Here is a 26,149-nt window from a genome sequence, read left to right as displayed (position 1 = left end):
TGACGCCAGGCAGTGTTCACGAGGGCAGGCATATGCCCACTTGTTCCACGCACTTGCGTGAGAGAAGTGCACGGGGCCATTCTGAGGGCGCTTCACGATCCGTAGCCCGGCTGTCGCTGATCGTCGGTGGCTGGCGTGCGCGCGGATTCCGCCTCGGACGGAAGGAGCCCCGGTCATGCACGCGGTGCCAGGCCAACGGCGCGAACGACCGAAGGACGAAGCCGACGGCGCCCCGGCGGCGGTGATAGACCGCTCGCTGCACTTCTCCGTCCCGACCCTCCCGGGTGCCGTGCCGGCCGCCCGCCGCGAAGTCGCCGCCCAGCTCGGTCTGTGGGGACTGCGGCCCGAGGCCGCCGTGGTGGAGACCGCTGTGCTCGCCGTCAGCGAGCTGGTCACCAACACCGTCCGGCATGCCGCCGAAGTCTCCTCCCGGGCGGACGTCCACCTCGGCATGGACCGACGGCACCTGATGGTCGCGGTCCACGACCGCGATCCGCGGATGCCCCGTCGGCCGGAGACTCCGCACCTCGACGGCAGCGGGGGCTGGGGCCTGCGTCTGGTCGAGGCCCTGGCCACGGGGGCGGGCGGCAGAACCAGCATCCCCCGTGATCCGGACGGGGGCGGCAAGACCGTCACGGTCCTGCTGCCGCTGTAGTGCACGTCGGCGGGCGGCGGCATGTTCCCGCAGAGGCGTCGCCGCCCGCCGAGCCGCACCCTGCCCTGCCCAGGGGTGCGGCAGGCGCCGTTGTCTCCTCCCCGAGACGGCGCCGTCGGCGGGCCCGGCCCCCAGGGGCCGGGCCCGCCCCAGGACATCCCGGCATTCCCTCTCGGCCATGGAGGCTCGGTGACCGCACTGCCCGCAACCGTCCCTGCCGCACTCGTCCCCCACGCGCTGACGGTCCGGCCCGGCGGCCCGCTGACCGGCGTCGTCGCGGTGGACGGATCGAAGAACGCCTGCCTGCCCCTGCTGGCCGCCGCCGCGGCCACCGGACGCCACGTCAAGCTCAGCAACGTGCCCGCGAGCGCGGACGTCCAGCAGATGCTGGCCCTGCTCCAGCAGACCGGCTTCCGCGTCTCCTATCCGGTCGGCGAACCCGGCAGCCTGATCCTGTGGCCCGGCACCTTCGGCCCGGATGCCCCGGACCTGGCCGACGCCGCCCGCATCCGGGCCTCCTACTACCTGGTGCCCGCCCTCCTGGCCGTGCACGGCTCCGCGCGGCTGCCGTGGCCCGGGGGCTGCCGGGTCGGTGACCGGGGCATGGACGAGCACTTGCGGGTGTACGAGGCCTTCGGCGACACCGTGCAGCGCGACGATCAGCACTACACCGTCGCCGCGTCCAGCCGGAGGCTCGGCACGGTCAAACTCGACCTCCCTTTCCGCTCACGCGGGGCGAGCATCGCCGCCGTGCTCCGGGCTGTCGTCGCCGAATGCCGCCTGATCCTGGGCAACCCGAACCTCTCCCCTGAGACGACCACCCTCCTGGCCTCCCTCCAGGAAGCGGGCTGGGACGCTCACGCCAGCGAGGAGAAGATCACCCTCGGCCCGCCGACGGACAGCACGGGCGGCAGCCTTAACTGGTGGGTACCCGGTGACAAGATCGAGGCGGGCACCCTGGCCTGTGCCATCGCGGCCACCGGCGGTACCGGGCGGATCGAGGGCCTGCGCGGTCCGGACGTCCGGCTGCTGGCCGACTTACTCACCCGGGCCGGCATCCCGGTCGCCGTCGCCCCCGACGCCATCGGCGTGCACCCCGCCACCCAGCTGACCGGCCGCCCGCTGCGGGCGATCGCCTCCCTCGCCCCGAACGGCCTGGACGCCGACTTCGAACCCGCACTGATGGCCCTCGCGCTGGGCCTGCCGGGCACCCACTTGTTCGGCGACTCCATCAACCCCGGCCGCCACGGCAACCTCCTGCCGCAGTTCGCCCGGCTCGGCGCCCACATCGACGAGCTGTCCCCGACCCAGTGCCGCCTGACCGGCCCGCAGCGGCTGACCGGCGCCATGGTGGAGGCCGCCGACATCCGCACCGGCTCCGCGCTGCTGATCGCCGCCCTCACCGCCCGGGGCGTCACCACGCTGACCAACCTGGACCAACTGCGACGGGGGCACGCGGACCTGCCCGGCAAGCTCCGCGCGCTGGGCGCCGGCATCGCCGAGGTCGCCCCATGACGTCCGTACGCGTGCTGGAGCGAATCGTGGCCACGACCGACTTCCACTCCGCCTTCGATCGGGCCGACGGCATGCTCGCCCGCCTCCACCAGGCCCGGCCCACGTCGTTGATCGCGGACTGCGGCGACTTCTTCGAGGGCAGCGGCTACTACCGGCTCGCGGGCGGTGCCATCGAACGGGCCGTGCTCGCCGGGCTCTACGACGTGCTCGCCCCCGGCAACCACGGCTGGCCCCACCATTTCGAGCCCGGCCTCCGCCCGCTGACGGTCTGCGCGAACGCCGTCGATGACGCCAGCGGGCAGCCGCTCTTCCGCCGCCTGCGGACCTTCCGCATCGGCGGTCGGCGCGTGGCCGTCACCGCCGTCATCGGCCCGGACGCCTTCCTGGACATCCCCGCCCACCAGCGCCAGGGGCAGCGGGTCACCGATCCGGTGCGTGCTCTACGGGAGCTGATGCTGGCTCATCACCACGAGGCCGACGCCTGGATGCTGCTGTCGCACTCCGGCTTCGAGCAGGACCTGGCCCTGGCCGCCGAGTGCCCGTTCCTGGACATCATCTTCGCCGGGCACTGCCACAGCGACCACTACGCGCCCGAGCCGGTCGGCGACACCCTCGTCGTCAAGGGCGGCGAGCTCGGCGCCGGATACGCGCTGGCCGAACCGGTCGGCGCCGGCTGGGCCGCCCACACCTGCACCTTCCCCACCGGCACGGGCACCGTCCCACACGATCTGGTCCCCGTCGCCCGGCAGATCAGCGCCGTGCGCGAGAAGCTGACCGCCCCGCTGGGGCTCACCGCCGATGCCCACCGCGGAACGGTGCCCGACCGGCACCAGATCCTGGCCGAGGTCGCTCTGCGGCTCCGGAGCGGGCTGGGGGCCGACGCGGTGATCCTCAACGACACCGTGCTGCGGCCCCGGCAACTGGGCATGGTGCTGACCTTCGGGGATCTGCTGGCCATCGAGCCGTTCGCCAACCAGCTCGCCTATGCGCGTATCCCCGGCGCCTACCTCCACGATCCCGGCGGCTTGACCGCCTACCTGACCGCGAGGGTCGGCCCGCTCGTCACCGCACCGGACCCGCTGCCGACCGGGCTTCGCACCGTGCTGACCACGGACTTCCTGGCGGGCAACTTCCTCGGCGACCACACCCGCCGGGCCGGGATGTCCCTGGGCCAGGCCGTCCGCCACGTCCTGACGGGTTCCCCCTCCACCTTCCAGTGAGCGAAAGGCCCCTTGCCGTGATCCTGACCGGACCCGAGATCACCGCTGCCGCCTTGGACGGGCGGCTGCGGATCGACCCCTTCGACGCGGACCAGGTCAACCCGAACAGCTACAACGTCCGCCTCGGCACCACCCTGGCCACCTACACCGCACCCGTCATCGACGCCCACCGCCCCAACCCCACCACGACGATCACCATCGGAGGCGACGGCTACGTTCTTGAGCCCGGCGAGCTCTACCTCGGCCACACCTTCGAGCAGATCGGCTCCGACCTGTTCGTGCCGCTGCTGTTCGGCCGCTCCAGCGTCGGCCGGCTCGGCCTGTTCGTCGAGATCACCGCCCCGATCGGCGACATCGGCTTCCACGGCCAGTGGACCTTGATGCTCACCCCCGTCCGCCCTTTGCGCGTGTACGCGGGGATGGAGATCGGACAGGTCATGTTCTTCGTGGCCACCGGAGCCGTGGACCTCTACGCGGGCAAGTACCAGGGCTCCCTCGGCCCCCAGCCCTCCCGGGCCTGGCAGGACCTGATCCCGGCCCAGGCGGCGGCCTCATGATCCTCACCGGACCCGCCATCGCCGCGGCCGTCGCCGCGCGCGAGATCAGCATCGACCCCTTCGAGGCGGACCGGCTCTCCCCGAACGCGTACGACTGGCGCCTGGGCGAGACCTTACGGATCTGCGACGGCGACCTCGACGCCGCCCGCCCCACCGCCTTCACCGAAGCCACCATCCCGGCCGCCGGGACCGTGCTCGAGCCCGGAGTGCTCTACCTCGGGATGACGTACGAGCGGACCGGCTCGGAGACGTACGCGCAGATGCTCAACGGCGACCGCACCACCGGCTCGCTGGGCATCTGGGTGCACGTCTCCGCGCCACTGGGCCACGTCGGACACGCCATCCGCTGGACCCTGGAGATCCGCGCCGCCAAACCGGTGCGGGTCTACCCGAAGATGACCTTCGGCAAGCTCATCTTCCTCGCCACCGCGGGCGACCGCGCCAGCTACCAGCGGCCCGAGTCGAAGTACGCGGCCACCGAGGGCATCGACATCTCCCGCCTCTACACCGAGCTCGCCGGAGGCCCTCGATGACCACCGCCCCCGGCCCGCTGGTGGCCACCGTCCTCGACCTGCCCGCTGGCAGCCCCGGCGGCAGCGTCGAGCTTTTCCTCGACCTCTACACCGGCCCCGCCCCGCTGGTCCCGGCCCGGCCCTTCATGCTGGCCCCTCTCGGCCGCCGCCCCCGGCGGCCCACCGGGCTCGGCCTGCTGCCGGTCGTCGGCAAGTGCCTGGACGGCCCGGCCTTCCATCGCTACGTCGCCGCCCTCGAGCGGGCCCTGACCGAGGCCATCGACCCGGACGAGGTCGGCGTCCTGCACCTCCAGCACCTGGCCTTCGGCGCCACCCCCGCGCTGATCCGGGCCCTGCCCGAGCATCCGCGGATCGCGCTGGTGCACGGCACCGATCTGCTGTTCGCCGAAGCTCACCGCGACCAGCACCAGGTCCTGACCGACACCGTCCGGCTCGCCGACGCCATCGTCGTGCCGACACCGGCCATGGCCGACCGGCTCCTGCGGACCGCTCCCGCCGCCGACCGCACGAAGGTCACCCACATCCCCTGGGGCGTCCCTGACCGGCTCATCCACCGTCCGCCACGCAGATCGCCCCGGGCGTCCGGCGGCCCGTTCCGGCTGCTGTTCGCCGGGCGGCTCACCCCGGAGAAGGGGGCGGAGAACCTGCTGTGGGCTCTCGCGGCCGTCACCGGCGTCGAGCTGAGCATCGCCGCCCCGCAGGATCAGTTCCATACCCTCGCCCGCGTCATACGGCGGTCCGGGGTCAAGGTCCGCTACCTCGGCTGGCTCCGCCGACCGCAGCTGTGGCGGGCCTTCGCCGACCACGACCTGCTCGTCATGCCGTCCACCATCCTCGAAGCCATGGGTCTGGTCGCCCTTGAGGCCCAAGCCTGCGGCCTGCCCGTGCTCTACCAGCCCGTCCCCGGCCTGGCCGAGACGCTCGCCGTCTCCGGCACCAGCACCGACTTCACCCGCCCCGCAGCTCTCGCCCGCGACGTCGACCAGCTCCGCACCACCCCGGGGCTGCTGGCGGCCCTGCGGCAGGCCGGGCGGGCCAACGCGGCCCGCTACCCGCTCAGCGCCACCGCCAAGGCCCTGTCCGAACTCGGCCACCGGATCAGCTGACGCCTCCCGCCACGTTCCCCCGCCGGGCCTGGCCACGTCACTACGCTGACGAGCCGGGCCCGCACCACGACATCGGAGATGTTCATGGAAGACCGCACCGACCGGATCAAGCAGCTCGTGGCGGACGGCGTCCGCGACCAGGTCTACCCCGGTGCGGTGTGGGCCATCGGCGACGCCGCAGGCATGAAGGCCGGAGGCACCGCCGGCGCCCTCGATCCCGCCGAGCCGGACGTCCCCATGCGGCCGGACACGGTCTTCGACGTCGCCAGCCTCACCAAGATCCTCGCCGTCTGGTCCACCATCGGCGCCCTCTGGGAAGACGGCGCCCTCCCCCTCGACGAGCCCCTTGAAGGCTTCTGGACCGAAGTCGCCGGCCACCCGCTCGGCCAGGCCACCGCTCGGCAGTTGCTGACCCACACCGCCGGTGTTCCGCTGCGGGCCCAGCTGAAGAACCTCTACGGCACCGACCCCGCCGCCATCCGCGCGGGCGTCCTGCACGAGGCCCTGCACCGGCCGCCCGGCGAAGCCGTCGAGTACACCGACCGGGCCGCCCTCATCCTCGGCTACCTCGCCGAACACCTCTCCGGCCAGAGGCTCGACCAGCTCGCCCACACCCGCATCTGGCAGCCGCTCGGCATGGCCAACACCCGCTTCGGACCGCTCCCGGCCGACCCGGCCACCCGCTGTGCCCCCACCGAGCTCGACGAAGACACCGGCCGCCATCTCAAGGGCACCGCCCACGACTTCTCCGCCCGCCTCCTCGGCGGCGTCTGCGGCATCGCCGGAACGTTCTCCGTCCTCGACGACCTCGCCCGCTTCCTGCGGTACATGCTCGACCCCGCCACCGCCCCCGCGGCACCCGGGTTCGGGCCGAACTGGGTCGAGGAGTCCCTGACCGTCCAGACAGGAGCCCTGGAGCCCGTACGCGGCCTCTTCTGGCATCCCGCCCCCGGCACTGACCCCGCGGACCGCACCTACGTCCACTACGGCTTCACCGGCACCGGCATGTGGATCTCCCCCAAGCAGGGGGCCTGGGCCGTGCTGCTGACGAACAAGCTCTACTACACCCGCGATCGTCAGCCCCTCACGGACATCCGCAACGCGTACCGCCGCCTGGTCTTTGGCTGACGTCTCCGAAGGCTCCACTCGCCACCATGAAGCGCGTGGCGCTGAGCACAGCTTCTCGGCTGGTGTCTCCGTAACGCGTTGCCGTAACGCGGGACGTCTTCAACACCGAACGATATGTTCGGCTTGACGGACGATTCGTTCTGGTGCACCCTTCTGATCATGACTTCAGCGACCCAGAACAGCGACGGCAGCTCGGCGGCTGCGCGGAAGCGGGTCGACGCTGCACGTCAGACACGTCCGGCGGAGCTCGTCGCAGAAGCCCACAAACTGTACGAACTGGCGGACGCCCTCCTGCAACAAGCCGTCGTTGCGGAGCGAGCCCTGAACACGTCCTGGGAAGCCATCGGACAAGAGCTCGGCGTCACGAAATCCACCGCTCACAGCCGGTACTCATCGGCGATCACCACCGCCGCCCGCCGTCGGGAAGGCCGCTCCCCGAAGGAGCCCAAGGAAGTACGAGCGCTCGAAGTGCTGGAAGACTCTTGGGACCGGGTGGCGACCCTGGCCCGGAAACACACGGCCCGGCGGACAATCCACGCTCTCGCCACCGACGAGATCACCAGCACAGAACTCGTTGCGCATCTGCGCGAATTGGCCAACACGCCTCTCACGAACACCGAGGCGAGCGTGACACTGACGGCGGCAGACATGCAGCGGATCAAGGAAGCGGCTGCGTCCGTCGGCGACCGGAGGGAACTGGAAGCCCAGTTCTGGGACAAGGTGTCGTATGGCCCGTCCCTCGACGTGAAGTCGTCCGTGCAGAACGAGGCGGCACGTCCACTCACCGGTCGACTCGCGGCAACTCAGGCCGAACCGTCGCCCCCGTCAGGGGTAATCGCCCGACTTGAAGAGCGCATCGCTCACCTGGAAGGCGAGATGGCCGCCGTCACTCAACTGCTCGCAGGGGAAAACGACAGCCGCAGCCCGCGTGGCCCGTACTACGTCTCTCCCACGAAATTGAAGCACTACGAGGACCGGGAGACACGGAGACGGGCTCGGGAGATTCCTGTCGTCCGTCGGCGCGTCGAGAACCAGCCTCCCGAGCTGGAGTAGCGCCGCACACGCTTCCGCCGACCCCTGAGCGCAACCTCTCACAGCAACACCGGGGGCCGGCGGATGATCACACACCCGATTCACATCAGGAGGGCAACCATGTCCAGTATGCAGGCCCGTGCCACCCAGGGCGACGGGCCGGACCGGCCGCGCATCATCCTGCTGGCGCTGGCCACCGGATACGTGGCCGGCTACGGAGCGGCCTACGGCATCAGCAGCACGCCCACCGCCCTCGGGGAAGCCATGATCGCCACCGTCACCTGGCTGTTCTACCAGCAGAACAAGTAACCGCACCCCGCTCGGCACACCTGGGTGGCTCCAACCTCGTCGGAGCCACCCAGGCCCGCGCCGACCGCGCGGGAGATGATCGCGGCCTCCGCCGTCACCTGCTCCCCGGAGGAAACCGCTGCCCTCGCTGAGGTTCGTAGCGATGGGGAACCTGCAAGGCCGATAGGGGTCAGTTGGCCGCAGCGAGCGGGAACTTGAGGGATCACAGCTGACTACGCGCGGGCGGCAAAAACACGGGCAAGGACCGAGTTGGCTGCCCTATGGTCCGTGCATGGAGTCGCCAGTTACGTTCGAGCGTCTGTTACTCGGGGCGCAGCACTTCGCGCACCTCGCTATGGATGCGCACGCGCGGGAGCAGATGGAACTCTTCCTCCTTGAGGCCGGCGTCAGCGTCGAGCGCCTGGCAAAGGCGGTGCTCGTGCGTGTCCACCCGACGCTCCTCGTCGAGATGTCGGGCAGAGACGATGTCCTGCTTCATCTTGCCGGGGCCACCGAGATGCCCAGCAAACTACGCACTATCGGGGCAAAACCTGCAATCGCACGGTTACGGACGATGAAGGTGCTGCCGCCGTCCGGGGCTGATCTGGACACCCTCATCGAGCTACGCAACGGTGTCGCTCATCTCATGACCAGCGATCCGGAAGACTACCTGGGCCCCTTCGTTGAGACGATCTGCAGGCTGCTCGATCACCTAGGTCAGGGCCGGGAGGAGTTTTGGGGGCCCTGGTCCGGCGTCGTGCGTGTGACCTTGGACGACAGAATCGACCAGGTGCAGAAGGCTGTACACCTGCGCGTGGAGCAAGCCGGGCTCAGAGCCCAAGCACGCTTCGCGGACATGCCCGAAGGGACGGTTGAGAATCTCGCCAAGCTGGTCGCGCAAAGGGGCCTGATCGTCGTGGAGGTGGGGCCGACGGAGGTCCTCTTTCAGGGCCTGACACGCTGCCCGGCCTGTGACACCGAGGCTGCGGCGATGTTCTTGAAGGCATCCAGTGAATCGATGCTGTTCGAGATGGACCTCGGGGTCGAAGGGCTTCTCTGCGGGATATGCGGACTGCATCTGGCCAGTGGAGAAGAGGCCGCGGTAGCTGGTCTACCCACGACTGTGCGTTACGAGGTCGAGGACCTCGCCAAGCTGGCCATGGACGTCCCCCGCCGCTTTCTCGGGCCTCGCACTCTGGACCTCTATCTGAAGGCGGTGCTCGCGAGACCAGACAGTTTCTGACCCTCAGAGGGTCGGGGAGCCCTCCATGCTCAGTCGATGGCACCGCATCGCCGCCCTCACCTCATCTGGCAGCGCCCATGGAAACGTCGCAGCTGAGCACTTTCCTTCAGATGAGGCTCTCGGCACGTCTCAGGAAACGTCCCGGCACAGCGTTTTCCTTTAACGAGGCTTCAAGCAAGCCCGTGACCTGCAAGGATGCCGAGCACCGATTGTCAGTGGCCCTGTGTACCCTCCCGCGGTGATCATCGACCGAAATGCCGCCGTCGTACCACCACGATTCGCCGACAAGACGCTCCGACAAGTCATGGGCGAGCTGATCGGCCGTGCCGACGACGGCGACCTGCTGGCCAGCTTCCTGTGGGTGCGCGAAGGAGAGATCGCGCTGGAGATCCACAAGTACCTGGAAGAGCTCCGCGATAGAACCCAGCGCGAGCTGGAGCACGCCGAGAAGCGCAGCGAGATCGACGACTACAGCAGCATGCCACTCGACGACTACTACGCCGATATCGCTTCGGACACGGCGAGAAGTATGAGGGCACACCTCAAGGACGCACTCCTCTACTGCGAGCACTCCGAAAGAATTTGGCGCAAGATGGGCGAGGACTTCGGCAGGTCCAAGGACATACGCAAGCGCTATACCCCTGGCGTCGAGAGCGCACCGTCACCGCTTGAGAAGCTGATGAAGTTCTTCGACGCGCACATGGACGCACACGCGCGCGTGGACGGCACGTTGGCCGACGACCGTAACCGGACACACGCCCTTGCTCTGCAGGAATCGCAGATGCAGGCATTCCGGCACAGCGATGAAGCCTTCACCCTGGACGAGTTCCGCACGATGTACCACACCGACTTCGAGCTCACCATCGCCGCCCTGGTCAAGCGAGACGGATACACGATCGTGCAGTCCCGCGGAGGAGCCGGCGACCTGGGCGCCGACGTCATCGCGATCGATCCTCACGGAACGCGGATCGTCGTCCAGTGCAAGCACACACGCGGCCGCCGCACCATCGGCTCCCCCGACCTTCAGCGGCTCAACGGCACCGCCCGGCAGGTCCACCAGGCCGACGTCGTCATCGCCGTCACCAACGGCACCTACTCCGCGCCCGCACGGTGGTTCGCCCGCTCCCAGAACATCACCCTCATAGACAGGAGCACTCTGGAAGACTGGGCCACATGGGGACTCCCGTTGCCCGACGTTCTCAAGCGCACCTACTGAGAACGCCAGGCACGTGACCCTCATCACCTGGCAGTCCGCTGAAAGGGACACAGTGGAGCACACACGCTCGACATCTACTGAGAGACGAGCCCCCGCGTAAAGCGACACGGTCTGTGTGGGACACGGCAAGTGCAACGACACCGGCCGTGGTCATGCCTGCCTCGGCCGCCGTCTTCATCCGTGCCCAACGCCGTGACCACCACGACATCACCATGACTGTGTCCTCCTCGATTTCCGCCCTGCTCGGGCGTGTTGTCGTTCCGACGTGTTGCTGCACTGTCCTGTGCGTGTTGCGTGCTGCTTATGGTGTGTTGAGTTGCTTGCAGCTGATCTGCCCTGTGTACTCCGGGCCGTTGCCTCCAGCCGCCCGCTCTGTCCCCGCCCGATCCCTCGACGCCCGCGTCAACTCCCCTTCATGAGCCCGCCGGCCAGCCCGTACACCACGGGCACCACGCCGACCGAGAGGAAGGCGGGCAGAAAGCACAGCCCCAGCGGTGCCGTGGCCAGGACGCCCGCCCGGCGGGCGCGTATGCCGGCCTCGCGGGTCCGGGCTGCACGCAACTGGGCCGCCAGTCGTGACATCGGCTCCACGGCGGGCACGCCCGTCGCCTGGGCGCGCTCCATGCAACGCGCCAGCCCTCCGGCACCGGGAAGGCTCCCCAGGCGCCCCCAGGCCACCTCCGGGTCCCCACCCAGCCGCACCTCCGCAGCCGTCCGGGCGAGCCGTTCGCCCACCGGGCCGCCCAGGGACGCCCCGACGGCCTCCGCAGCCTCGCGAGGCCCTGCACCGGCGGCGAGGCAGGCGGCCAAGAGATCGGCTGCGAGGGGAAGTTGCTGCGCAACCTCCTCTGCCGACGCCTCATGCCCCGCAGACCACCGGGCGCGCCTCCGCCACCGCCACACGCCGTATGACACAGCGACGCCCGTCACGCATCCGGCAACACCTCCGAGGAGGATGAGCACGACAACTCCCGCACCCGCTGCGAGAAGCCCGTCACCCGTCGCCGCCTGCTGCGCATGACTCCGCATGCGGGCAACGGCACTTGCCCTGGGGCCGGATCCCCACAACGACGCCACCCGGCGGCGCACTGCACGTCTGCCGCGGATCCCGTTCACCAGCGCGCCGGCCGCGACTGCGGCCATGCCCAACAGAATCGCAACTGCCGCGCACAGGAGCAGGGCGGCAAGCGGGGCCACCAGCCCCAGCCTGCGGACGACTTCACCGATCACGTCTTCACCGGTCGCACCTTCGCCGATCACGCCTTTGCCGATCACGCGCGACCGCCTCCCCCGGACTCCCCGGCGGCGGACCGGACAATGCGCCCCGTCCACACGAGCCCCGCCCACTCCAGCAGTCCCCCGAGCACCAGGCAGCCGAGCCCGGCCGGGGTGTGCAACAGCACCCGCAGCGGGGCCGCCCCCAGCGCAGTCCCCATGAGAAGGGCGAGCACCGGGAGGACGGCGAGCATCACCGCGGTCGATCTCGTCCCCGCCAACTGGGCCTGGAGTTCCTCCCTCTGGTCCCGTTCGGCAGCGAGGGCCGCAGCCACCCGCTCCAGCCCGGAGGCGAGCCCCGCTCCCCCGTCGACCGCGACCCGCCAGCAGGCGGCCACACCGTTCAGCCCCTGCGTCCCCGGACCGCTCCCGGCCTTTCGCAGGGCCGCCGGGACGTCCCCGCCGAACCTCGCGGCCGCGGGCACCCCTGCCCAACCCGGCCCGAGATCCTCATGACCGGCTTCCGCCACGGCCTCGCCGGGCTGTCTTCCGGCCCGCAGATCGCCCGCGACGGTCCCGCACAGATCGATCACGGCGGCTTCCCGCGCCTCCCGTTCACGCTGCCGGGCACGAGCAGCGAGCCACCGCCGCACCAGGGGCACCGCCAACACCCCGGCCGGCAGAGGCAGTACGGAATGCCCCAGCAGGGCCACCAGGCAGCCGAGCGGCAGGCACACCCACTCGCGCCGCTCCTGCCACGCCCGGCGCAGGCGCCTTTCTCCTTCGCGAAACCACACACGAAGCCACAGCCGCGGGGCGGGCCCTTGCACTCCGGCCGTTCCGGCGCCTGCGAAGAGGAGCCTGGCGCGGCGCACTTCCCGGCCCGGCCGCGACAGCGCTCCGGCGGCCACTGCCGCGCAGATCAGCGCCGCGCACCAGGACACGACCTGCGGCGACACCCCGGCGGCGGTCATGGCGCACCCCCGCCGCGCTCGCACAGCTCCGCCAGCCTGGCCCATCCCGGCGCCCGTTCGAACTCATCAGCGCCCCATACGGCTGCGGGGACGGTCGTCACGAAGCCGTTCCGATCCCGGTCGAGAACGTGCACCTCTGCGACCCTCCTGCGCCCGCGGCGGTCGCGCGCCAGGTGGATCACCACCGACAGCGCAGCCGCCAACTGGCTGTGCAGCGCCGCCCGGTCGAGTCCCGCCGTCGATCCCAGCGCTTCCAGCCGGGCGGGCACGTCGGAGGCAGCGTTGGCGTGCACCGTTCCGCATCCCCCTTCGTGGCCGGTGTTGAGTGCGGCAAGGAGGTCCAGCACCTCGGCTCCGCGCACCTCTCCGACGACCAGGCGGTCCGGGCGCATCCGCAGCGCCTGGCGCACCAGGTCCCGCAAGGTGACCTGTCCGGTGCCCTCCTGGTTCGCCGGGCGGCTCTCCAGACGAACCACGTGAGGGTGATCCGGGCGCAGTTCGGCCGAGTCCTCGGTGAGCACGATGCGTTCGTCCGGTGCGACCAGCCCGAGCAGGGTGGACAGCAGCGTGGTCTTCCCGCTGCCCGTGCCCCCGCTGATCACGAACGACAGCCGGGCGGCCAACACGGCCCGCAGCAACCGCTGTCCGCCGGGCGGAACCGTCCCCGCGGCCACCAGCTCGTCCAGGGAGAAGGCGCGGGGCCGTACGACGCGCAGCGACAGGCAAGTCGATCCGACGGCCACCGGCGGCAGCACCGCGTGGAGCCGGGTGCCGTCGGGCAGGCGGGCGTCCACCCAGGGTCGGGCGTCGTCCAGGCGGCGCCCGGCGATGGCGGCGAGCCGCTGCGCGAGTCTGCGCACCGCTGCCGCGTCGGGGAAGGCCACCCCGGTCCGTTCCAGGCCTGCTCCGCGGTCCACCCACACCCGGTCGGGTGCGGTGACCAGCACATCGGTCACGTCGGGTGCGGCGAGGAGGGGTTCCAGCGGTCCGGCACCGGTCAGCTCGGAGCGCAACCGGTCGGCGGCACCGAGCACTTCGGCGTCGCCGAGCAGCCGCCCCTCACGTCGCAGGGCTTCCGCGACCCGGGCGGGGGTGGGCTCCAGCCCGCTCTCCGCCAGCCGCAGCCGTACGGCGTCCAGCAGGGCGCCCTTCATACCGGCACACCTCCGTCACCGATCTGCACCGCGTCCCAGAACCGCGCGCAGAAGCGGGCCAGCGGGCCGCGCGTGCCGCCGCCTGGAGGCCTGCCGGAGACCAGGGCCTGTGACAGGCCGGGCTCGGGCGGCAGTTCACCGGCCAGGCGGAGGCCGAGCAGGCGCGCGATCTCGTCCCCGTCGAGTCCGGAGCCGAACGGGCCGCGTGCCACGGCCCGGAGGTCGTCCAGCACCATGCCCACCGTCGCCGCCACGCTCCGGGCCGCGGCGACGGCACGCAGCTCCGCGGGCACCACGAGCAGCCCCACGTCGAGCTGTTCGAGGGCTGCGAGGGCGGTGTCGTCCAATCGGCGCGGCAGATCGACGACCACCGCCCCACCGCGCCGCCGGGCCGCGGCGAGCACGGCCCGCATCGCGTCGGGCGGGACCGCCGTGCAGTCGCCCCTGTCCCAGCTCAGCACCCGCAAGGTGTGCATCTCGGGCAGTGCCTCCTCCAGCGCCTGGCCCGCCACCCTGCCCCGCGAGTCGGCGAAGGCGGGCCAGCGGAGACCCTCCGCCCCCTCCCCTCCGAGCAGCACGTCGAGCCCGCCGCCCAGCGGATCGCCGTCGATCAGCATGGTGCGCAGCCCCGCGCGGGCAGCGGCGAGGGCCAAGGCGCAGGACAGAGTGCTGGCCCCGGCGCCTCCTCTGCCGCCGATGACCCCCACCGTGAACGCGGCGCGTCCCACGCCCTCCACGGCATCGGCGATCCTGTCGACGAGCCATCTCTCGCCGTCGGGCAGCAGCAGCACCTCGCAGGCGCCGATCCCGACGGCCCGCTGCCAGACGCCCGGATCGTCCATGTCCTTGCCGACGAGCACCACCGCGTCCCTCCGGCCGACGGCGCCGAGCCGACCGACGCAGTCGTCGCCGACCAGGACGAGCGGCGCGGAATCCCAACTCGCCCTGCGCGCGGGCGTTCCATGGGCGACCTCGGGAACGGCCCCGGCAGCGGCACACAGCCGCAGCAGGTCGTCGAGCAGTCCTTCGTCCTCCGTGACGATCAGCGGCCCGTTCTGTCTGCCGGGCATGGAAGCGTGCCAATCGGATGTACGGGATCCGGTCACGGTGCCCTCCCCTCTCACTACGCGCTCTCGCATCCGCGGGCATCGCGGAAGTCGCGGGGAATCACCGTGCAGCGAACCGGGAAATCGTGTGGATCTTGGTCAAAAACTGTGGACAACTCAGCGGATGTGAATATCCCGCTCACCTATACCGGTGACTTCCGGAGAGCGGTGGGTTGATTACGCTGCGTCACGAGCATGAGGGGGCAAGACCGCTGCCGGACGCGGCCGCACGAGGGGAGGAAGGCCCGATGGGGATGGACGAAACACATCCGGACATGCGACGACCCCCGCCGGGGGGGAGAGCGGGGGTCGTCCCCACGGCCGACTCGGGGGGGGAGGAGCCGGACCGGGTTAGACACGGTCGCGAACGATCCGTGACTTCCATGGTGTACCCGAGAGCCTTCTCAGGCAAACCCACACGCCTCAGCTTACGCCGAATGGAGGGCCCCTATGCTCGGCGGAGTGGAAAACCAGTCCTTGCCCCGGACGGCCGCCTTCTTTGATCTGGACAAGACGGTCATTGCGAAGTCGAGCACGCTCACCTTCGGCAAGTCCTTCTACCAAGGCGGCTTGATCAACAGGCGCGCCGTGCTGCGCACCGCGTATGCACAGTTCGTCTTCCTGGCCGGCGGCGCCGACCACGATCAGATGGAACGCATGCGCCAGTATCTCTCCGGACTCTGCCGCGGCTGGAATGTCCAGCAGGTCCGCGAGATCGTCGCGGAAACCCTGCACGAGCTCATCGACCCGATCATTTACGACGAGGCCGCCTCGCTCATCGAGGAGCACCACGCGGCCGGGCGCGACGTCGTGATCGTCAGCACCTCGGGCGCGGAGGTCGTCGAGCCGATCGGCGAGCTGCTGGGCGCCGACCGGGTCGTCGCCACCCGCATGGTCGTGGAGGACGGCGCCTTCACCGGGGAGGTCGAGTACTACGCCTATGGGCCCACCAAAGCCGAGGCCGTCAGGGAGCTCGCGGAGTCGGAGGGCTACGACTTGGCGCGCTGCTACGCCTACAGCGACTCGGTGACGGACATTCCCATGCTGGAGTCGGTGGGCCATCCGCACGCCGTCAATCCCGACCGGGCCCTGCGCCGTGAGGCCATCACCCGCGACTGGCCCGTCCTCACCTTCAACCGCCCCGTGCGGCTCAGACAACGCGTGGCCTCCCTGGCCATGCCCTCACGCCCGGCGCTGGTCATGGCCGCGGCGGTCGGCGCGGCCGCCGCCACCGCAGGCCTGGTCTGGCTGGCGGGCCGCCGCCGCAACTACGCGCCCGCATTGCCCGCCTTTGATGGCAAAAGCAAAGAACTGCGGCTTGGACTTCCGCTTCTCCGACGACAGGAGTAGAAAGGATTTGACGGCCCGCGAGACCAGGGACATCCGGGAGGACGCCCTTCACGCACCAAGGCCCCACGGACCGCGCATGAACGTCGGGCACCCACGCGACGCCGACCCGTCGATTACGGGCCAGCCGCACCAGGTGACGGGCGAAGTCCCCGACCTGATGGGCAAATTTCGTGCACGCATGGTAACCCGGTGGACATGCCAGCGGCGGTACCAATGCAGGACCGGTACCGCCGCAACCCTGTGCAGAGGCGCACCACGGCACGCCCCCTCGGAAGCCCGTCAGGCAGCGCCTCGTTGCAGTGCTTCGCAGACGGCCGTGCTCTCGCGCACTCCCAGCTCCACCGCCCGTCCGCAGTGGGCGATCCAGGCGGCCACGCCCTCGGGCGTTCCGGACGCATAGCCGTCGAGCGCCGCCACATAGGCCTCGCGCCCCAGCTCCGCATGGCCCACCTCGGCCGGGCAGATCGCCTTGGGGTCCAGACCGCTGCCGATCAGCACGATGCGCTCCGCCGTCCTGGCGACCAGGCCGTTGTACGACCCGAAGGGCCGCAGGGCCAGCAACTCGCCGTGCACCACGGCCGCCGTGACCAGCGCCGGCGCCTCGCTGCCCGCGACCAGCAGGCCGGCCAGCCCCTCGAGCCGGCCCGACACCTCGTCCGCCTCCGGCAACGCCAGGCCGATCAACGGCTCGTCGACGGGCTCCCCGGCGAGCCGGGGCCGCCCCACCCGCGCGTCCGGGGCGTCACCGCCCGCGGCCACGAGATGCAGCCGGGCCAGCACGCGCAGCGGCGACTGCCGCCACACGCTGAGCAGTTGGCCCGCCTCGGCGGTCAGGCGCAACGCGGCACCCACCGTGCGCGGTTCGCCCTCACCGCCGAAGTCGGAGCGGCGGCGCACCTCTTCGAGTGCCCAGTCCGCACCGGACAGGGCCGCGGAGCCGCGCGCAGCGCGCAGCGCCGCCTCGGAGGTGATCTCATTGCTTCGGCGGCGCATCACGCGATGCCCGTACACCCGGTCCACCGCCCTGCGCACGGAGTCCACGGAGTCGGCAACGCCGGGCAGCGAGGCCAGGGCGGCGAGCGGATCGGCTGTCGTACTCATGGGCAAAACCCTACGCACTTCGGGCTCACACCCCTCGAACGAGTGGTCTTCTTCACTCACGACTCTCACGCCACGCATTCCCGCACCTACGCTTGGTGAACATGAAGATCGCTTTCGTAGGGAAGGGCGGCAGCGGGAAGACCACGCTGTCCTCGCTCTTCATCCGCCACCTCGCCGCCGCCCACGCCCCCGTCGTCGCCGTGGACGCGGACATCAACCAGCACCTGGGCGCGGCACTCGGACTCGACGAGGCGGATGCCGCCGCGCTGCCCGCGATGGGCGCGCAGCTGCCCTTGATCAAGGCCTGGCTGCGGGGCACGAATCCGCGGATCGCCGTCGACACCATGATCAAGACAACCCCTCCCGGCGAGGGCTCGCGGCTGGTGCGCATCGGCGAGGACAACCCGGTGTACGAGGCGTGCGCCCGCCCCGTACGGCTGGACGAGGGCGCCCCGGTCCGGCTGATGGCGACCGGACCGTTCACGGAGTCCGACCTCGGTGTCGCCTGCTACCACTCCAAGGTCGGCGCGGTCGAGCTCTACCTGAACCACCTCGTCGACGGCGCCGGCGAGTACGTCGTCGTCGACATGACAGCGGGCAGCGACTCCTTCGCCTCGGGAATGTTCACCCGCTTCGACATCACCTTCCTGATCGCCGAGCCCACGCGCAAGGGAGTCTCCGTCTACCGCCAGTACAAGGAGTACGCACGGGACTTCGGCGTCTGCCTGAAGGTCGTGGGCAACAAGGTGCAGGGCAGCGACGACCTGGACTTCCTGCGCGAGGAGGTCGGGGACGACCTGCTCGCCACGGTCGGCCACTCCGACTGGGTCCGGGCCATGGAGAAGGGACGTCCGCCGCGCTTCGGCCTGCTCGAAGAGGCCAACCGGCAGGCCCTGGACACGCTGCGCGCGGCGGCCGACGCCACGTACGAGCAGCGCGACTGGCAGCGCTACACGCGCCAGATGGTGCACTTCCACCTGAAGAACGCGCAGAGTTGGGGCAATGCGAAGACGGGCACCGACCTGGCGGCCCAGGTCGATCCGTCCTTCGTGCTGGACGAGCGACTCCTGGCTACTCCGCAGCCCGCCTGACGTCCGCCTTCCGCGTCCCCCTCTCCTTCCTCTCTTCCCTCGTCTTCCCGTCGGAGTCGTCCTCCTTGTCGGCGTCCTTCCCGGACGCCTTGCGGGCGGAGGCGTGCGAAGCGGCGGGCCGGCCGCCGAGGAACCGCCCCCACCCCTTCTTCGGCGCCTCGCCCACGTCCAAGGTGCGTAGCTTCGCCAGCACTCCGGGGTCCTGGACGTCGAGCCAGTCGGCGAGTTGCTTGAACGACACGCACCGCACGCCCTTCTTCCCGCAGACCGTCTTGATGACGCTCTCGACGGCGTGCATGTACGTTCCGCCGTTCCAGGATTCGAAGTGGTCGCCCACGAAGAACGGGGCACGGTTGCCGCGGTAGGCACGGTGGAATCCGGCGAGGAGACCGTCGCGCATCTGGTCGCCCCATTCGTCGCGCAGGGAGGGGTCGCCCTTGGTGATTCCGGACTGGTTGGCAAGGAAGTTGTAGTCCATCGACAGCGTCTCGAAGTACTGGCCGGGCACCGGGATGTCCTGGAGCGGGAAGTCCCAGATGCCACCGGTCCTGCGGGGCCAGACCTGCCGGCCGCCGATGGAGCTGGCGTCGTAGCGGAAACCCATGGCCCTGGCCGCGGGGATGAGGTGGCGCTGGCCCTCCAGGCAGGGGGCGCGGCCGCCGACGAGTTCCTTGCTGTAGTCGAACGGCAGGGGCGGCTCGCCCCGCAGGCCGGCGTTCGTCTTCCACCTCTTGACGAAGGACTCGGCCTGCCGGATCTCGCTCATCCACTCCTCGGTGGTCCAGGTGCCGACCCCGCCGTCGGAGCCGCAGAAGTGACCGTTGAAGTGCGTGCCGATCTCGTTGCCCTCCAGCCAGGCGCCGCGGAGCTGCGCGACGGTTGCCCTGACGCCCTTGACGTCGTTGAAGCCGATGTCGGACGCACCGGCGGCGTGCCGGGGCGGGTCGTACAACTCCCTTTTGCCGGAAGGGAGGAGGTAGACGCCGCTGAGGAAGTACGTCATGGTCGCGTGGTACTTCCTGCCGACGGCGCGGAAGTGGGAGAACAGCTTCTGGCCGTCCTCGCCGGATCCGTCCCACGAGAAGACGACGAACTGCGGCGGCTTTTCCCCGGCTCCGAGGCGGCGGGGCTTCGGCTGCCGGGGCTGGGGGCCGGTCTCGGCAGTGGAGCCGTCACCGATGAGCCGGGACGGGCGTTCGACCGCATTCGGCACGGCCGCCCCCTCGTCCGGCCCCGCATCGCCGCGCGTCGTCCCGGAGCAGCCGGACGCGCCGGTCGTCAGTGCCAGAGCGGCGAGGCCGCCCAGCGCGAATCTCCATGCAGCCGCCATCGGCGCACCTCACCTTCGGCCGGACCGGCCGATCCGGCGCTCGGACCGTCACGCGGCGCCAACGTCGCACGAACCGAAGGGAGAGAAAAGTATGACAAGCCGAAGAACATACGGATTCACACGTTAGAGGGAAGGCCGTCCACCTTGCTCCACTCGCTCTTCCGTCGGACCTTTACTCTCCATTACGATTCATTTACTGAGAGTTGAGAAATCTCTGCCGAAGCAGCCGCTCCCGCCGCTGCCCGCCGTGACCACGGCCGTGCCCCAGCACGGCCGCGCCGCCCCGACGAAGACGGGAACGACCATGCACACTCAGCCGATTCCGGCACCCCTGCCCCCGCCCGAATCCTCCCGGGACCGCCGGCCCGAGCCCGCCGGCCGGGCCAGGCGCCCCGCATCCTCCTGGCGCCGGGACCTGCGCACCTCGGTGACCGTCTCCCTGGTGACGCTCCCCCTCTCCCTGGGCATCGCGCTCGCCTCGGGCGCACCGCTGCAGGCAGGCCTCGTGGCGGTGGCCGCGGGGACCGCGGTCTCCGCCGTGCTCGGCGGGACGCCGCCCCTGGCGGGCGGCGCCGCCACCGGGCTCGTGGTGGTGACGGCCGAGCTGGTCCAGCGCTACGGCTGGCGGGTCACCTGCGCGATCACGGCGCTGGCCGGTCTGGTCCAACTCGCCCTCGGCGCAGCGAGGGTGGGCCGTCTGGTGCTGGCGGCCGGTCCGGCGGTGGTGCACGGTCTGCTCGCCGGAGTCGGTACGGCCATCGCGTTCGGGCAAGCACCCGTCCTCCTGGGCGGCAGCCCGGGCGGCCCGTTCCCGGAGAGTCTCGGCGCGCTTCCGCAGCAGTTGGCGCACCCCCGGCCGGAGGCGCTGCTGATCGGCGCCCTCACCGCGGCCGTCGCGGTCTGCTGGGGCCGGATCCCGGAGCGGACCGGGCGGTGGCTGCGCAGGATCCCCGCCCCCTTCGCGGCCCTGGCCGCGGCGACTGCGGCCGGCGCCGCCACCACCATGCCCCGAGTCTCCTTCTCCCCGTGGGAGTTGCAGGCACCAACAGCCCTTCCCGGCGGTCCGGTCCTGGGAGTCTTCGCAGCCGTCCTGACGGTCGCACTCGTCGCCGGCATGGAGTCCCTGCCCGCCGTGATGGACATGCGCCGCATCCGGGCCGAACATCCCGTCGGGCAAGGGCAGGAGCAGGCGGACGGAACCGCCGACGGGCCGGACCGCGAAATGGCAGGTCAAGGCCTTGCCACTTTGGTGTCCGGACTGCTGGGCGGGCTGCCCGTTGTCCACGGCACACGGCCAGCACCGGGCGAGGGCGCGGCCGGGCCGGCCAGCAGCAACAGCAATCCCCAGGAGCCGCACGGCGCTTGGGTCCCGGTGTGCGCGGGCGCGCTGGTTCTGGCGGTTGCGCTGCACCTGGTTCCGCTGGCTGCCCTCTCCTCCCTGGTGCTGGTGGCCGGTGTGCGGATGGTCGTGTCGGCTCACCGCGGGCTGATGCCGCACGGGCAGCGGGAGTTGGCCGTGTACGGGGCCACATTCGGTTCCGTCACGATGCTCGGTGTACTCCAGGGGCTCGCGGTGGGGCTGGGGGTCACGGTGCTCTTCTCGCTGGGCCGGATCTCACGGCTCGTCCGCATCAAGGCGTACGAGGCCGTCCGTGCCGGCTCCGGGCGCACATCAAGTGCCGCGGCCACCGGTACCGCCGCCTCCGGCGCGCCCGTCGACTCCCACGTCTGCCACCCGTGGACGCCGTGGCGCAACCACTACTGCACCCGCCCCCGCACCACGGCCGGACCGCCTGAGCCGGTCAGCGGACGGCAACTCCTGGGAGGGGTCAGCGCTTTCCAGCGGAACACCGCGCCACGGGTCCGCGACGAGCTGGCGCGCCTCGCCCGCGAGGGGCAGTGCCCCGGGCACCTCTTCCTCACCTGCGCCGACTCCCGGCTGGTGACCAGCATGATCACCTCGAGCGGTCCCGGCGATCTGTTCACGGTGCGCAACGTGGGAAACCTGATGCCGCCGCCGGGCAACGACGGCACCTGCGACTCGGTCGGAGCGGCCGTGGAGTACGCCGTCGACGTGCTCCGGGTCGGCACCATCACCGTGTGCGGGCACTCCGGTTGCGGGGCGATGCAGGCCTTGCTCAACTCCGCTGCCTCTCCCGGTCCGCAGCCGGGGTCCGCGGCGGAGACCTCGCTCGGCCGATGGCTGCGGCACGGGCGGCCGAGTCTGGCCCGTATGCAGCGGATCGGCCGGCTCGGACGCGGGGAGGTCGCACTGGACGACCGGCCCGTCGCCGACGACGCCGAGCGGCTCGCCCTCGTCAACGTGATGCAGCAGCTCGACCACCTGATGGAGCATGCCTGCGTTGCCCGGCGCGCAGCCGAGGGTTCGCTCCATCTGCAGGGCATGTACTTCGATGTCGCCCGCGCCCAGGCCTATGTGCTGGATCAGCGGTCCCACACGTTCAGCGCCGTCCGGCCGGAGGTCCTCGATGCCGTATGACCCCTCTGACCTCGGCTTCCCCACAGCTGGACGCCCGGATAGAGGTCTAAACCAGTTTTTGCCAACACCCCTTGTCAGGGCGTGCCCCGGGCTGATGAGCTATGGGCCGGGACGCAACGGGCACCCTGGGAAAGGGAGATGTCGTGAGCAACGAAAGCCTGGCCAACCTTCTGAAGGAGGAGCGCCGCTTTGCACCGCCTGCCGGTCTGGCCGCAGAGGCCAATGTCACCGCCCAGGCGTACGAGCAGGCGAAGGCGGACCGGCTGGGCTTCTGGGCCGAGCAGGCCCGGCGTCTGAGCTGGGAGACCGAGCCGACGGAGACCCTGGACTGGTCGAACCCGCCGTTCGCGAAGTGGTTCGCCGACGGCAGGCTCAACGTCGCGTACAACTGCGTCGACCGGCACGTGGAGAACGGTCTGGGCGAGCGGGTGGCCCTGCACTTCGAGGGCGAGCCGGGCGACACCCGTGCGATCACCTATGCCGAGCTGCAGCGCGAGGTCTCCAAGGCCGCCAACGCCCTGACCGAGCTGGGCGTCCGGGCGGGCGACCGGGTCGCGATCTACCTGCCGATGATCCCGGAGGCGGTCGTCTCGATGCTGGCCTGTGCCCGCATCGGCGCCCCGCACTCCCTGGTCTTCGGCGGTTTCTCCGCCGACGCGCTGGCGACCCGCATCGTCGATGCCGATGCCCGCGTCGTCATCACCGCCGACGGCGGATACCGGCGCGGCAAGGCCTCCCTGCTGAAGCCCGCCGTCGACGAGGCCCTGACCCGGCCGGGCACGGAGAACGTCCGCAGCGTGCTCGTCGTCCGTCGCACCGGCCAGGAGGACCTCGCCTGGACCAAGGGCCGCGACGTCTGGTGGCACGACCTGGTCGAGCGCCAGTCCGACCAGCACACGCCCGAGGCCTTCGATGCCGAGCACCCGCTGTTCATCCTCTACACCTCGGGGACCACGGGTAAGCCGAAGGGGATCCTGCACACCTCCGGCGGCTACCTCACCCAGATTTCGTACACGCACCACGCCGTCTTCGACCTCAAGCCGGAGTCCGACGTCTTCTGGTGCACGGCCGACGTCGGCTGGGTGACGGGCCACTCGTACATCGTCTACGGGCCGCTGAGCAACGGCGCGACGGAGGTGCTCTACGAGGGCACTCCGGACACCCCGCACCAGGGCCGCTGGTGGGAAATCGTCCAGAAGTACGGCGTCACCGTCCTCTACACCGCGCCGACCGCCATCCGCGCCGCCATGAAGTGGGGCGACGACATCCCGGCGAAGTTCGACCTGTCCAGCCTGCGCATCCTGGGCTCGGTGGGCGAGCCCATCAACCCCGAGGCCTGGGTCTGGTACCGCAAGCACATCGGTGCCGACCGGACGCCCGTCGTGGACACCTGGTGGCAGACCGAGACCGGCGGCATCATGATCAGCCCGCTGCCGGGGGTCACCGAGACCAAGCCCGGCTCCGCGCAGGTGCCGCTGCCCGGCATCGCGGCCACCGTCGTGGACGACGAGGCCCGCGAGGTGCCCGACGGCCACGGCGGCTACCTCGTGCTCACCGAGCCGTGGCCCTCGATGCTGCGCACCATCTGGGGCGACGACCAGCGGTACCGCGACACCTACTGGTCGCGCTTCGAAGGGCGTTACTTCGCGGGCGACGGCGCCAAGAAGGACGACGACGGCGACATCTGGCTGCTCGGCCGCGTCGACGACGTGATGCTGGTCTCCGGCCACAACATCTCCACCACCGAGGTCGAGTCGGCGCTCGTCTCGCACCCCAAGGTCGCCGAGGCGGCGGTCGTCGGCGCCACCGACCCGCAGACCACCCAGGCGATCTGCGCCTTCGTCATCCTGCGCAGCGGCGCCGCCGCCGAGGACGAGCAGGGCCTGACCGAGGAGCTGCGGGCGCACGTCGCCAAGCAGCTGGGCCCGATCGCCAAGCCCAAGCGGATCCTTCCGGTGGCCGAGCTGCCCAAGACCCGCTCCGGCAAGATCATGCGCCGGCTGCTGCGCGACGTGGCCGAAAACCGCACCCTCGGCGATGTCACCACGCTGACCGACTCCTCGGTCATGGACCTCATCCAGGCCAAGCTCCCCTCGGCCTCCAGCAGCGAGGAGTGACGAGCGGACCGACGTAAGGACTGACTGCTCAGAGGCGCTGTAGCGACCCTGTACCGGCCCACCGGTCAGGAAAGGCACCCGGCATCCTGCCGGGTGCCTTTCGCTCTTTCGGGTTAGGGTAAGTACTGGTCGCGTAAAAATCGCGACAAGAATCAGGGGCGCGCCGGGAAGTCTGGTCGGCACACAGCACACGTGTACCCACGTGTTTCAGTCGACCCCCAGGAGGTCCACCGCCGTGGCCGCCCCCAAGAACCGCCGTTCCGTCTTCCTCGGCAGGCTGCCCCTGCCCGAACGGAACTACCTGGCGGAAGCCCTGCGTACCGAGACCGTCGGCGGCGTGCTGCTGCTGGCGGCGGCCGTCGCCGCGCTGATCTGGGCGAACACCCCACTGCGGGAGAGCTACGAGGCGGTCCGCTCCTTCCATCTGGGCCCCGGCTCCCTCGGGCTGAACCTCTCCGTCCAGCACTGGGCGGCCGACGGCCTGCTGGCGGTCTTCTTCTTCGTCGCCGGCATCGAGCTCAAGCGCGAGCTGGTCGCCGGTGAGCTGCGCGATCCCAAGGCCGCCCTGCTGCCCGTGGTCGCCGCGATCTGCGGCATGGCGATGCCGGCGATCGTCTACTTCACGGTCGCGAAGAGCGGCGGCGGTTCCCTGGGCGGCTGGGCCGTGCCCACCGCCACCGACATCGCCTTCGCCCTCGCCGTGCTGGCGGTCATCGGCACGTCCCTGCCCTCGGCGCTGCGCGCGTTCCTGCTGACGCTCGCAGTCGTCGACGACCTGTTCGCCATCCTGATCATCGCGATCTTCTTCACCCAGAAGATCAACTTTGCGGCTCTGGGCTTCGCCGTGCTGGGGCTGGCCGTCTTCTGGCTGCTGCTGCGCAAGGGGGTGCGCGGCTGGTACATCTACGTCCCGCTGGCGGTGACCAACTGGGCTCTGATGTACAACAGCGGCGTGCACGCGACCATCGCGGGCGTCGCCATGGGCCTGATGCTGCGCTGCACCCGGCACGACGACGAGCAGCACTCCCCCGGCGAGCACATCGAGCACCTCGTGCGCCCCCTGTCGGCAGGCCTGGCCGTGCCGCTGTTCGCGCTCTTCTCGGCAGGCGTGACGCTGTCCGGCGGCGCGCTGTCGGACGTCTTCCGGCGGCCCGAGACGCTCGGCGTCGTCCTCGGTCTGGTGCTCGGCAAGGCGATCGGCGTCTTCGGCGGCACCTGGACGGCGGCACGGTTCACCAGGGCGGAGCTCAATCCGGACCTCAAGTGGCCGGACGTGTTCGCCGTCGCCACGCTGGCCGGCATCGGCTTCACGGTGTCCCTGCTGATCGGCGAGCTCGCCTTCGCCGGGGACGCGGTGCTGACCGCCGAGGTCAAGGCGGCCGTGCTGGTCGGGTCGCTGATAGCGGCGGTCCTCGCGGCCACCCTGCTCAAGCTGCGCGACAACAAGTACAGGAGGCTCTGCGCCGACGAGGACCGGGACGAGGATCTCGACGGCATCCCGGACATCTACGAGCAGGGCAACCCCGATTACCACCTGCGCATGGCCGCGCTCCTCGAGGCGAAGGCCGCCGAGCACCGCAGGCTGGCGCAAGTCGCCGCCGGGCGCCCCGCCGGGGAGGATGGTCCGGCATGATCTGAGAGTCTTTACCTCTGCGGAACCTGCGAAAACCGGCCCGCCGCACGCGCGGTGGGTAGGTACTCGCCGGATCTCCGCGGAG

General features: G+C 70.6%; 22 protein-coding genes. 16 read left to right on the top strand and 6 right to left on the bottom strand.

The window, feature by feature from the left end:
* Nucleotides 1–175 precede the first annotated feature (175 nt).
* From ACWD4B_RS15640 to ACWD4B_RS15590, 11 genes are all read left to right on the top strand, one after another.
* Nucleotides 176–655 (top strand): ATP-binding protein, encoded by a 480-nt coding sequence (locus ACWD4B_RS15640; RefSeq protein WP_451421233.1) that lies wholly within the window; start codon nucleotides 176–178, stop codon nucleotides 653–655.
* 198 nt (nucleotides 656–853) lie between these two features.
* Nucleotides 854–2,170: a UDP-N-acetylglucosamine 1-carboxyvinyltransferase gene (locus ACWD4B_RS15635; RefSeq protein ID WP_451421250.1), complete on the top strand. Its 1,317-nt coding sequence runs from the start codon at nucleotides 854–856 to the stop codon at nucleotides 2,168–2,170.
* Nucleotides 2,167–3,390, top strand: coding sequence for a bifunctional metallophosphatase/5'-nucleotidase (locus tag ACWD4B_RS15630; RefSeq protein WP_451421232.1), 1,224 nt, complete (start codon nucleotides 2,167–2,169; stop codon nucleotides 3,388–3,390). The genes ACWD4B_RS15635 and ACWD4B_RS15630 overlap by 4 nt, the downstream gene beginning before the upstream one ends.
* Nucleotides 3,391–3,407: 17 nt before the next feature.
* Nucleotides 3,408–3,947 carry a dCTP deaminase gene (dcd, locus tag ACWD4B_RS15625; RefSeq protein ID WP_451421231.1) on the top strand — a complete coding sequence of 180 codons (540 nt, stop codon included), beginning with the start codon at nucleotides 3,408–3,410 and terminating at the stop codon, nucleotides 3,945–3,947.
* Nucleotides 3,944–4,480 carry a dCTP deaminase gene (locus ACWD4B_RS15620; protein ID WP_451421230.1) on the top strand — a complete coding sequence of 179 codons (537 nt, stop codon included), beginning with the start codon at nucleotides 3,944–3,946 and terminating at the stop codon, nucleotides 4,478–4,480. The genes dcd and ACWD4B_RS15620 overlap by 4 nt, the downstream gene beginning before the upstream one ends.
* Nucleotides 4,477–5,586, top strand: a complete 1,110-nt coding sequence (locus ACWD4B_RS15615; RefSeq protein WP_451421229.1) for a glycosyltransferase family 4 protein — start codon at nucleotides 4,477–4,479, stop codon at nucleotides 5,584–5,586. Before ACWD4B_RS15620 ends, ACWD4B_RS15615 begins: the two co-directional genes overlap by 4 nt.
* 84 nt (nucleotides 5,587–5,670) lie before the next feature.
* Complete coding sequence (locus ACWD4B_RS15610; RefSeq protein WP_451421228.1) at nucleotides 5,671–6,714, top strand: serine hydrolase domain-containing protein; 1,044 nt, start codon at nucleotides 5,671–5,673, stop codon at nucleotides 6,712–6,714.
* A gap of 159 nt (nucleotides 6,715–6,873) precedes the next feature.
* A complete protein-coding gene (locus ACWD4B_RS15605; RefSeq protein ID WP_451421227.1) occupies nucleotides 6,874–7,767 on the top strand; it encodes a hypothetical protein in 894 nt (297 codons plus the stop codon).
* A gap of 99 nt (nucleotides 7,768–7,866) precedes the next feature.
* Entirely contained in the window at nucleotides 7,867–8,055 is a 189-nt protein-coding gene (locus tag ACWD4B_RS15600) for a hypothetical protein (protein ID WP_451421226.1), read from the top strand.
* Nucleotides 8,056–8,326: 271 nt separating this feature from the next.
* Nucleotides 8,327–9,277 (top strand): hypothetical protein, encoded by a 951-nt coding sequence (locus ACWD4B_RS15595; RefSeq protein WP_451421225.1) that lies wholly within the window; start codon nucleotides 8,327–8,329, stop codon nucleotides 9,275–9,277.
* Nucleotides 9,278–9,515: 238 nt separating this feature from the next.
* Complete coding sequence (locus ACWD4B_RS15590) at nucleotides 9,516–10,493, top strand: restriction endonuclease (RefSeq protein ID WP_451421224.1); 978 nt, start codon at nucleotides 9,516–9,518, stop codon at nucleotides 10,491–10,493.
* 402 nt (nucleotides 10,494–10,895) lie between these two features.
* Here the strand turns inward: ACWD4B_RS15590 and ACWD4B_RS15585 are convergent, their stop codons facing one another.
* The 4 genes from ACWD4B_RS15585 to ssd form a co-directional block, all read right to left on the bottom strand.
* Complete coding sequence (locus ACWD4B_RS15585) at nucleotides 10,896–11,636, bottom strand: type II secretion system F family protein (RefSeq protein WP_451421249.1); 741 nt, start codon at nucleotides 11,634–11,636, stop codon at nucleotides 10,896–10,898.
* Nucleotides 11,637–11,764: 128 nt separating this feature from the next.
* Nucleotides 11,765–12,682 (bottom strand): type II secretion system F family protein, encoded by a 918-nt coding sequence (locus tag ACWD4B_RS15580; protein ID WP_451421223.1) that lies wholly within the window; start codon nucleotides 12,680–12,682, stop codon nucleotides 11,765–11,767.
* The gene (locus ACWD4B_RS15575) at nucleotides 12,679–13,836 is read right to left on the bottom strand and encodes a TadA family conjugal transfer-associated ATPase (RefSeq protein ID WP_451421222.1); all 1,158 of its coding nucleotides are present in this window, start codon (nucleotides 13,834–13,836) and stop codon (nucleotides 12,679–12,681) included. The genes ACWD4B_RS15580 and ACWD4B_RS15575 overlap by 4 nt, the downstream gene beginning before the upstream one ends.
* The gene (gene ssd, locus ACWD4B_RS15570; protein WP_451421221.1) at nucleotides 13,833–14,906 is read right to left on the bottom strand and encodes a septum site-determining protein Ssd; all 1,074 of its coding nucleotides are present in this window, start codon (nucleotides 14,904–14,906) and stop codon (nucleotides 13,833–13,835) included. The genes ACWD4B_RS15575 and ssd overlap by 4 nt, the downstream gene beginning before the upstream one ends.
* A gap of 486 nt (nucleotides 14,907–15,392) precedes the next feature.
* On the opposite strand from ssd, the gene ACWD4B_RS15565 reads away from it, so the two are divergent.
* A complete protein-coding gene (locus ACWD4B_RS15565) occupies nucleotides 15,393–16,292 on the top strand; it encodes an HAD family hydrolase (RefSeq protein ID WP_451421220.1) in 900 nt (299 codons plus the stop codon).
* A gap of 279 nt (nucleotides 16,293–16,571) precedes the next feature.
* Here ACWD4B_RS15565 and ACWD4B_RS15560 read toward each other — a convergent pair whose 3' ends face one another.
* Complete coding sequence (locus tag ACWD4B_RS15560) at nucleotides 16,572–17,393, bottom strand: oxidoreductase (protein ID WP_451421219.1); 822 nt, start codon at nucleotides 17,391–17,393, stop codon at nucleotides 16,572–16,574.
* Nucleotides 17,394–17,494: 101 nt separating this feature from the next.
* Here ACWD4B_RS15560 and ACWD4B_RS15555 point away from each other — a divergent pair, with 101 nt between their 5' ends.
* Complete coding sequence (locus ACWD4B_RS15555; protein ID WP_451421218.1) at nucleotides 17,495–18,484, top strand: ATP-binding protein; 990 nt, start codon at nucleotides 17,495–17,497, stop codon at nucleotides 18,482–18,484.
* Here the strand turns inward: ACWD4B_RS15555 and ACWD4B_RS15550 are convergent.
* Nucleotides 18,465–19,814: a hypothetical protein gene (locus ACWD4B_RS15550; protein ID WP_451421217.1), complete on the bottom strand. Its 1,350-nt coding sequence runs from the start codon at nucleotides 19,812–19,814 to the stop codon at nucleotides 18,465–18,467. The two genes, ACWD4B_RS15555 and ACWD4B_RS15550, sit on opposite strands and share 20 nt — an antisense overlap.
* 304 nt (nucleotides 19,815–20,118) lie before the next feature.
* Between ACWD4B_RS15550 and ACWD4B_RS15545 the strand changes: the two genes are divergently transcribed.
* From ACWD4B_RS15545 to nhaA, 3 genes are all read left to right on the top strand, one after another.
* Nucleotides 20,119–22,314: a carbonic anhydrase gene (locus tag ACWD4B_RS15545; protein ID WP_451421216.1), complete on the top strand. Its 2,196-nt coding sequence runs from the start codon at nucleotides 20,119–20,121 to the stop codon at nucleotides 22,312–22,314.
* Nucleotides 22,315–22,457: 143 nt separating this feature from the next.
* Nucleotides 22,458–24,431, top strand: a complete 1,974-nt coding sequence (gene acs, locus ACWD4B_RS15540; protein WP_451421215.1) for an acetate--CoA ligase — start codon at nucleotides 22,458–22,460, stop codon at nucleotides 24,429–24,431.
* Nucleotides 24,432–24,666: 235 nt separating this feature from the next.
* Nucleotides 24,667–26,064, top strand: coding sequence for a Na+/H+ antiporter NhaA (gene nhaA / locus ACWD4B_RS15535; protein WP_451421214.1), 1,398 nt, complete (start codon nucleotides 24,667–24,669; stop codon nucleotides 26,062–26,064).
* The last annotated feature ends 85 nt before the right edge of the window (nucleotides 26,065–26,149 follow it).

The organism is Streptomyces sp. NPDC002536, assembly GCF_053594995.1.
Note: the sequence above shows the minus strand (reverse complement) of the source record. Positions and strands in the feature narration are given on the sequence as shown.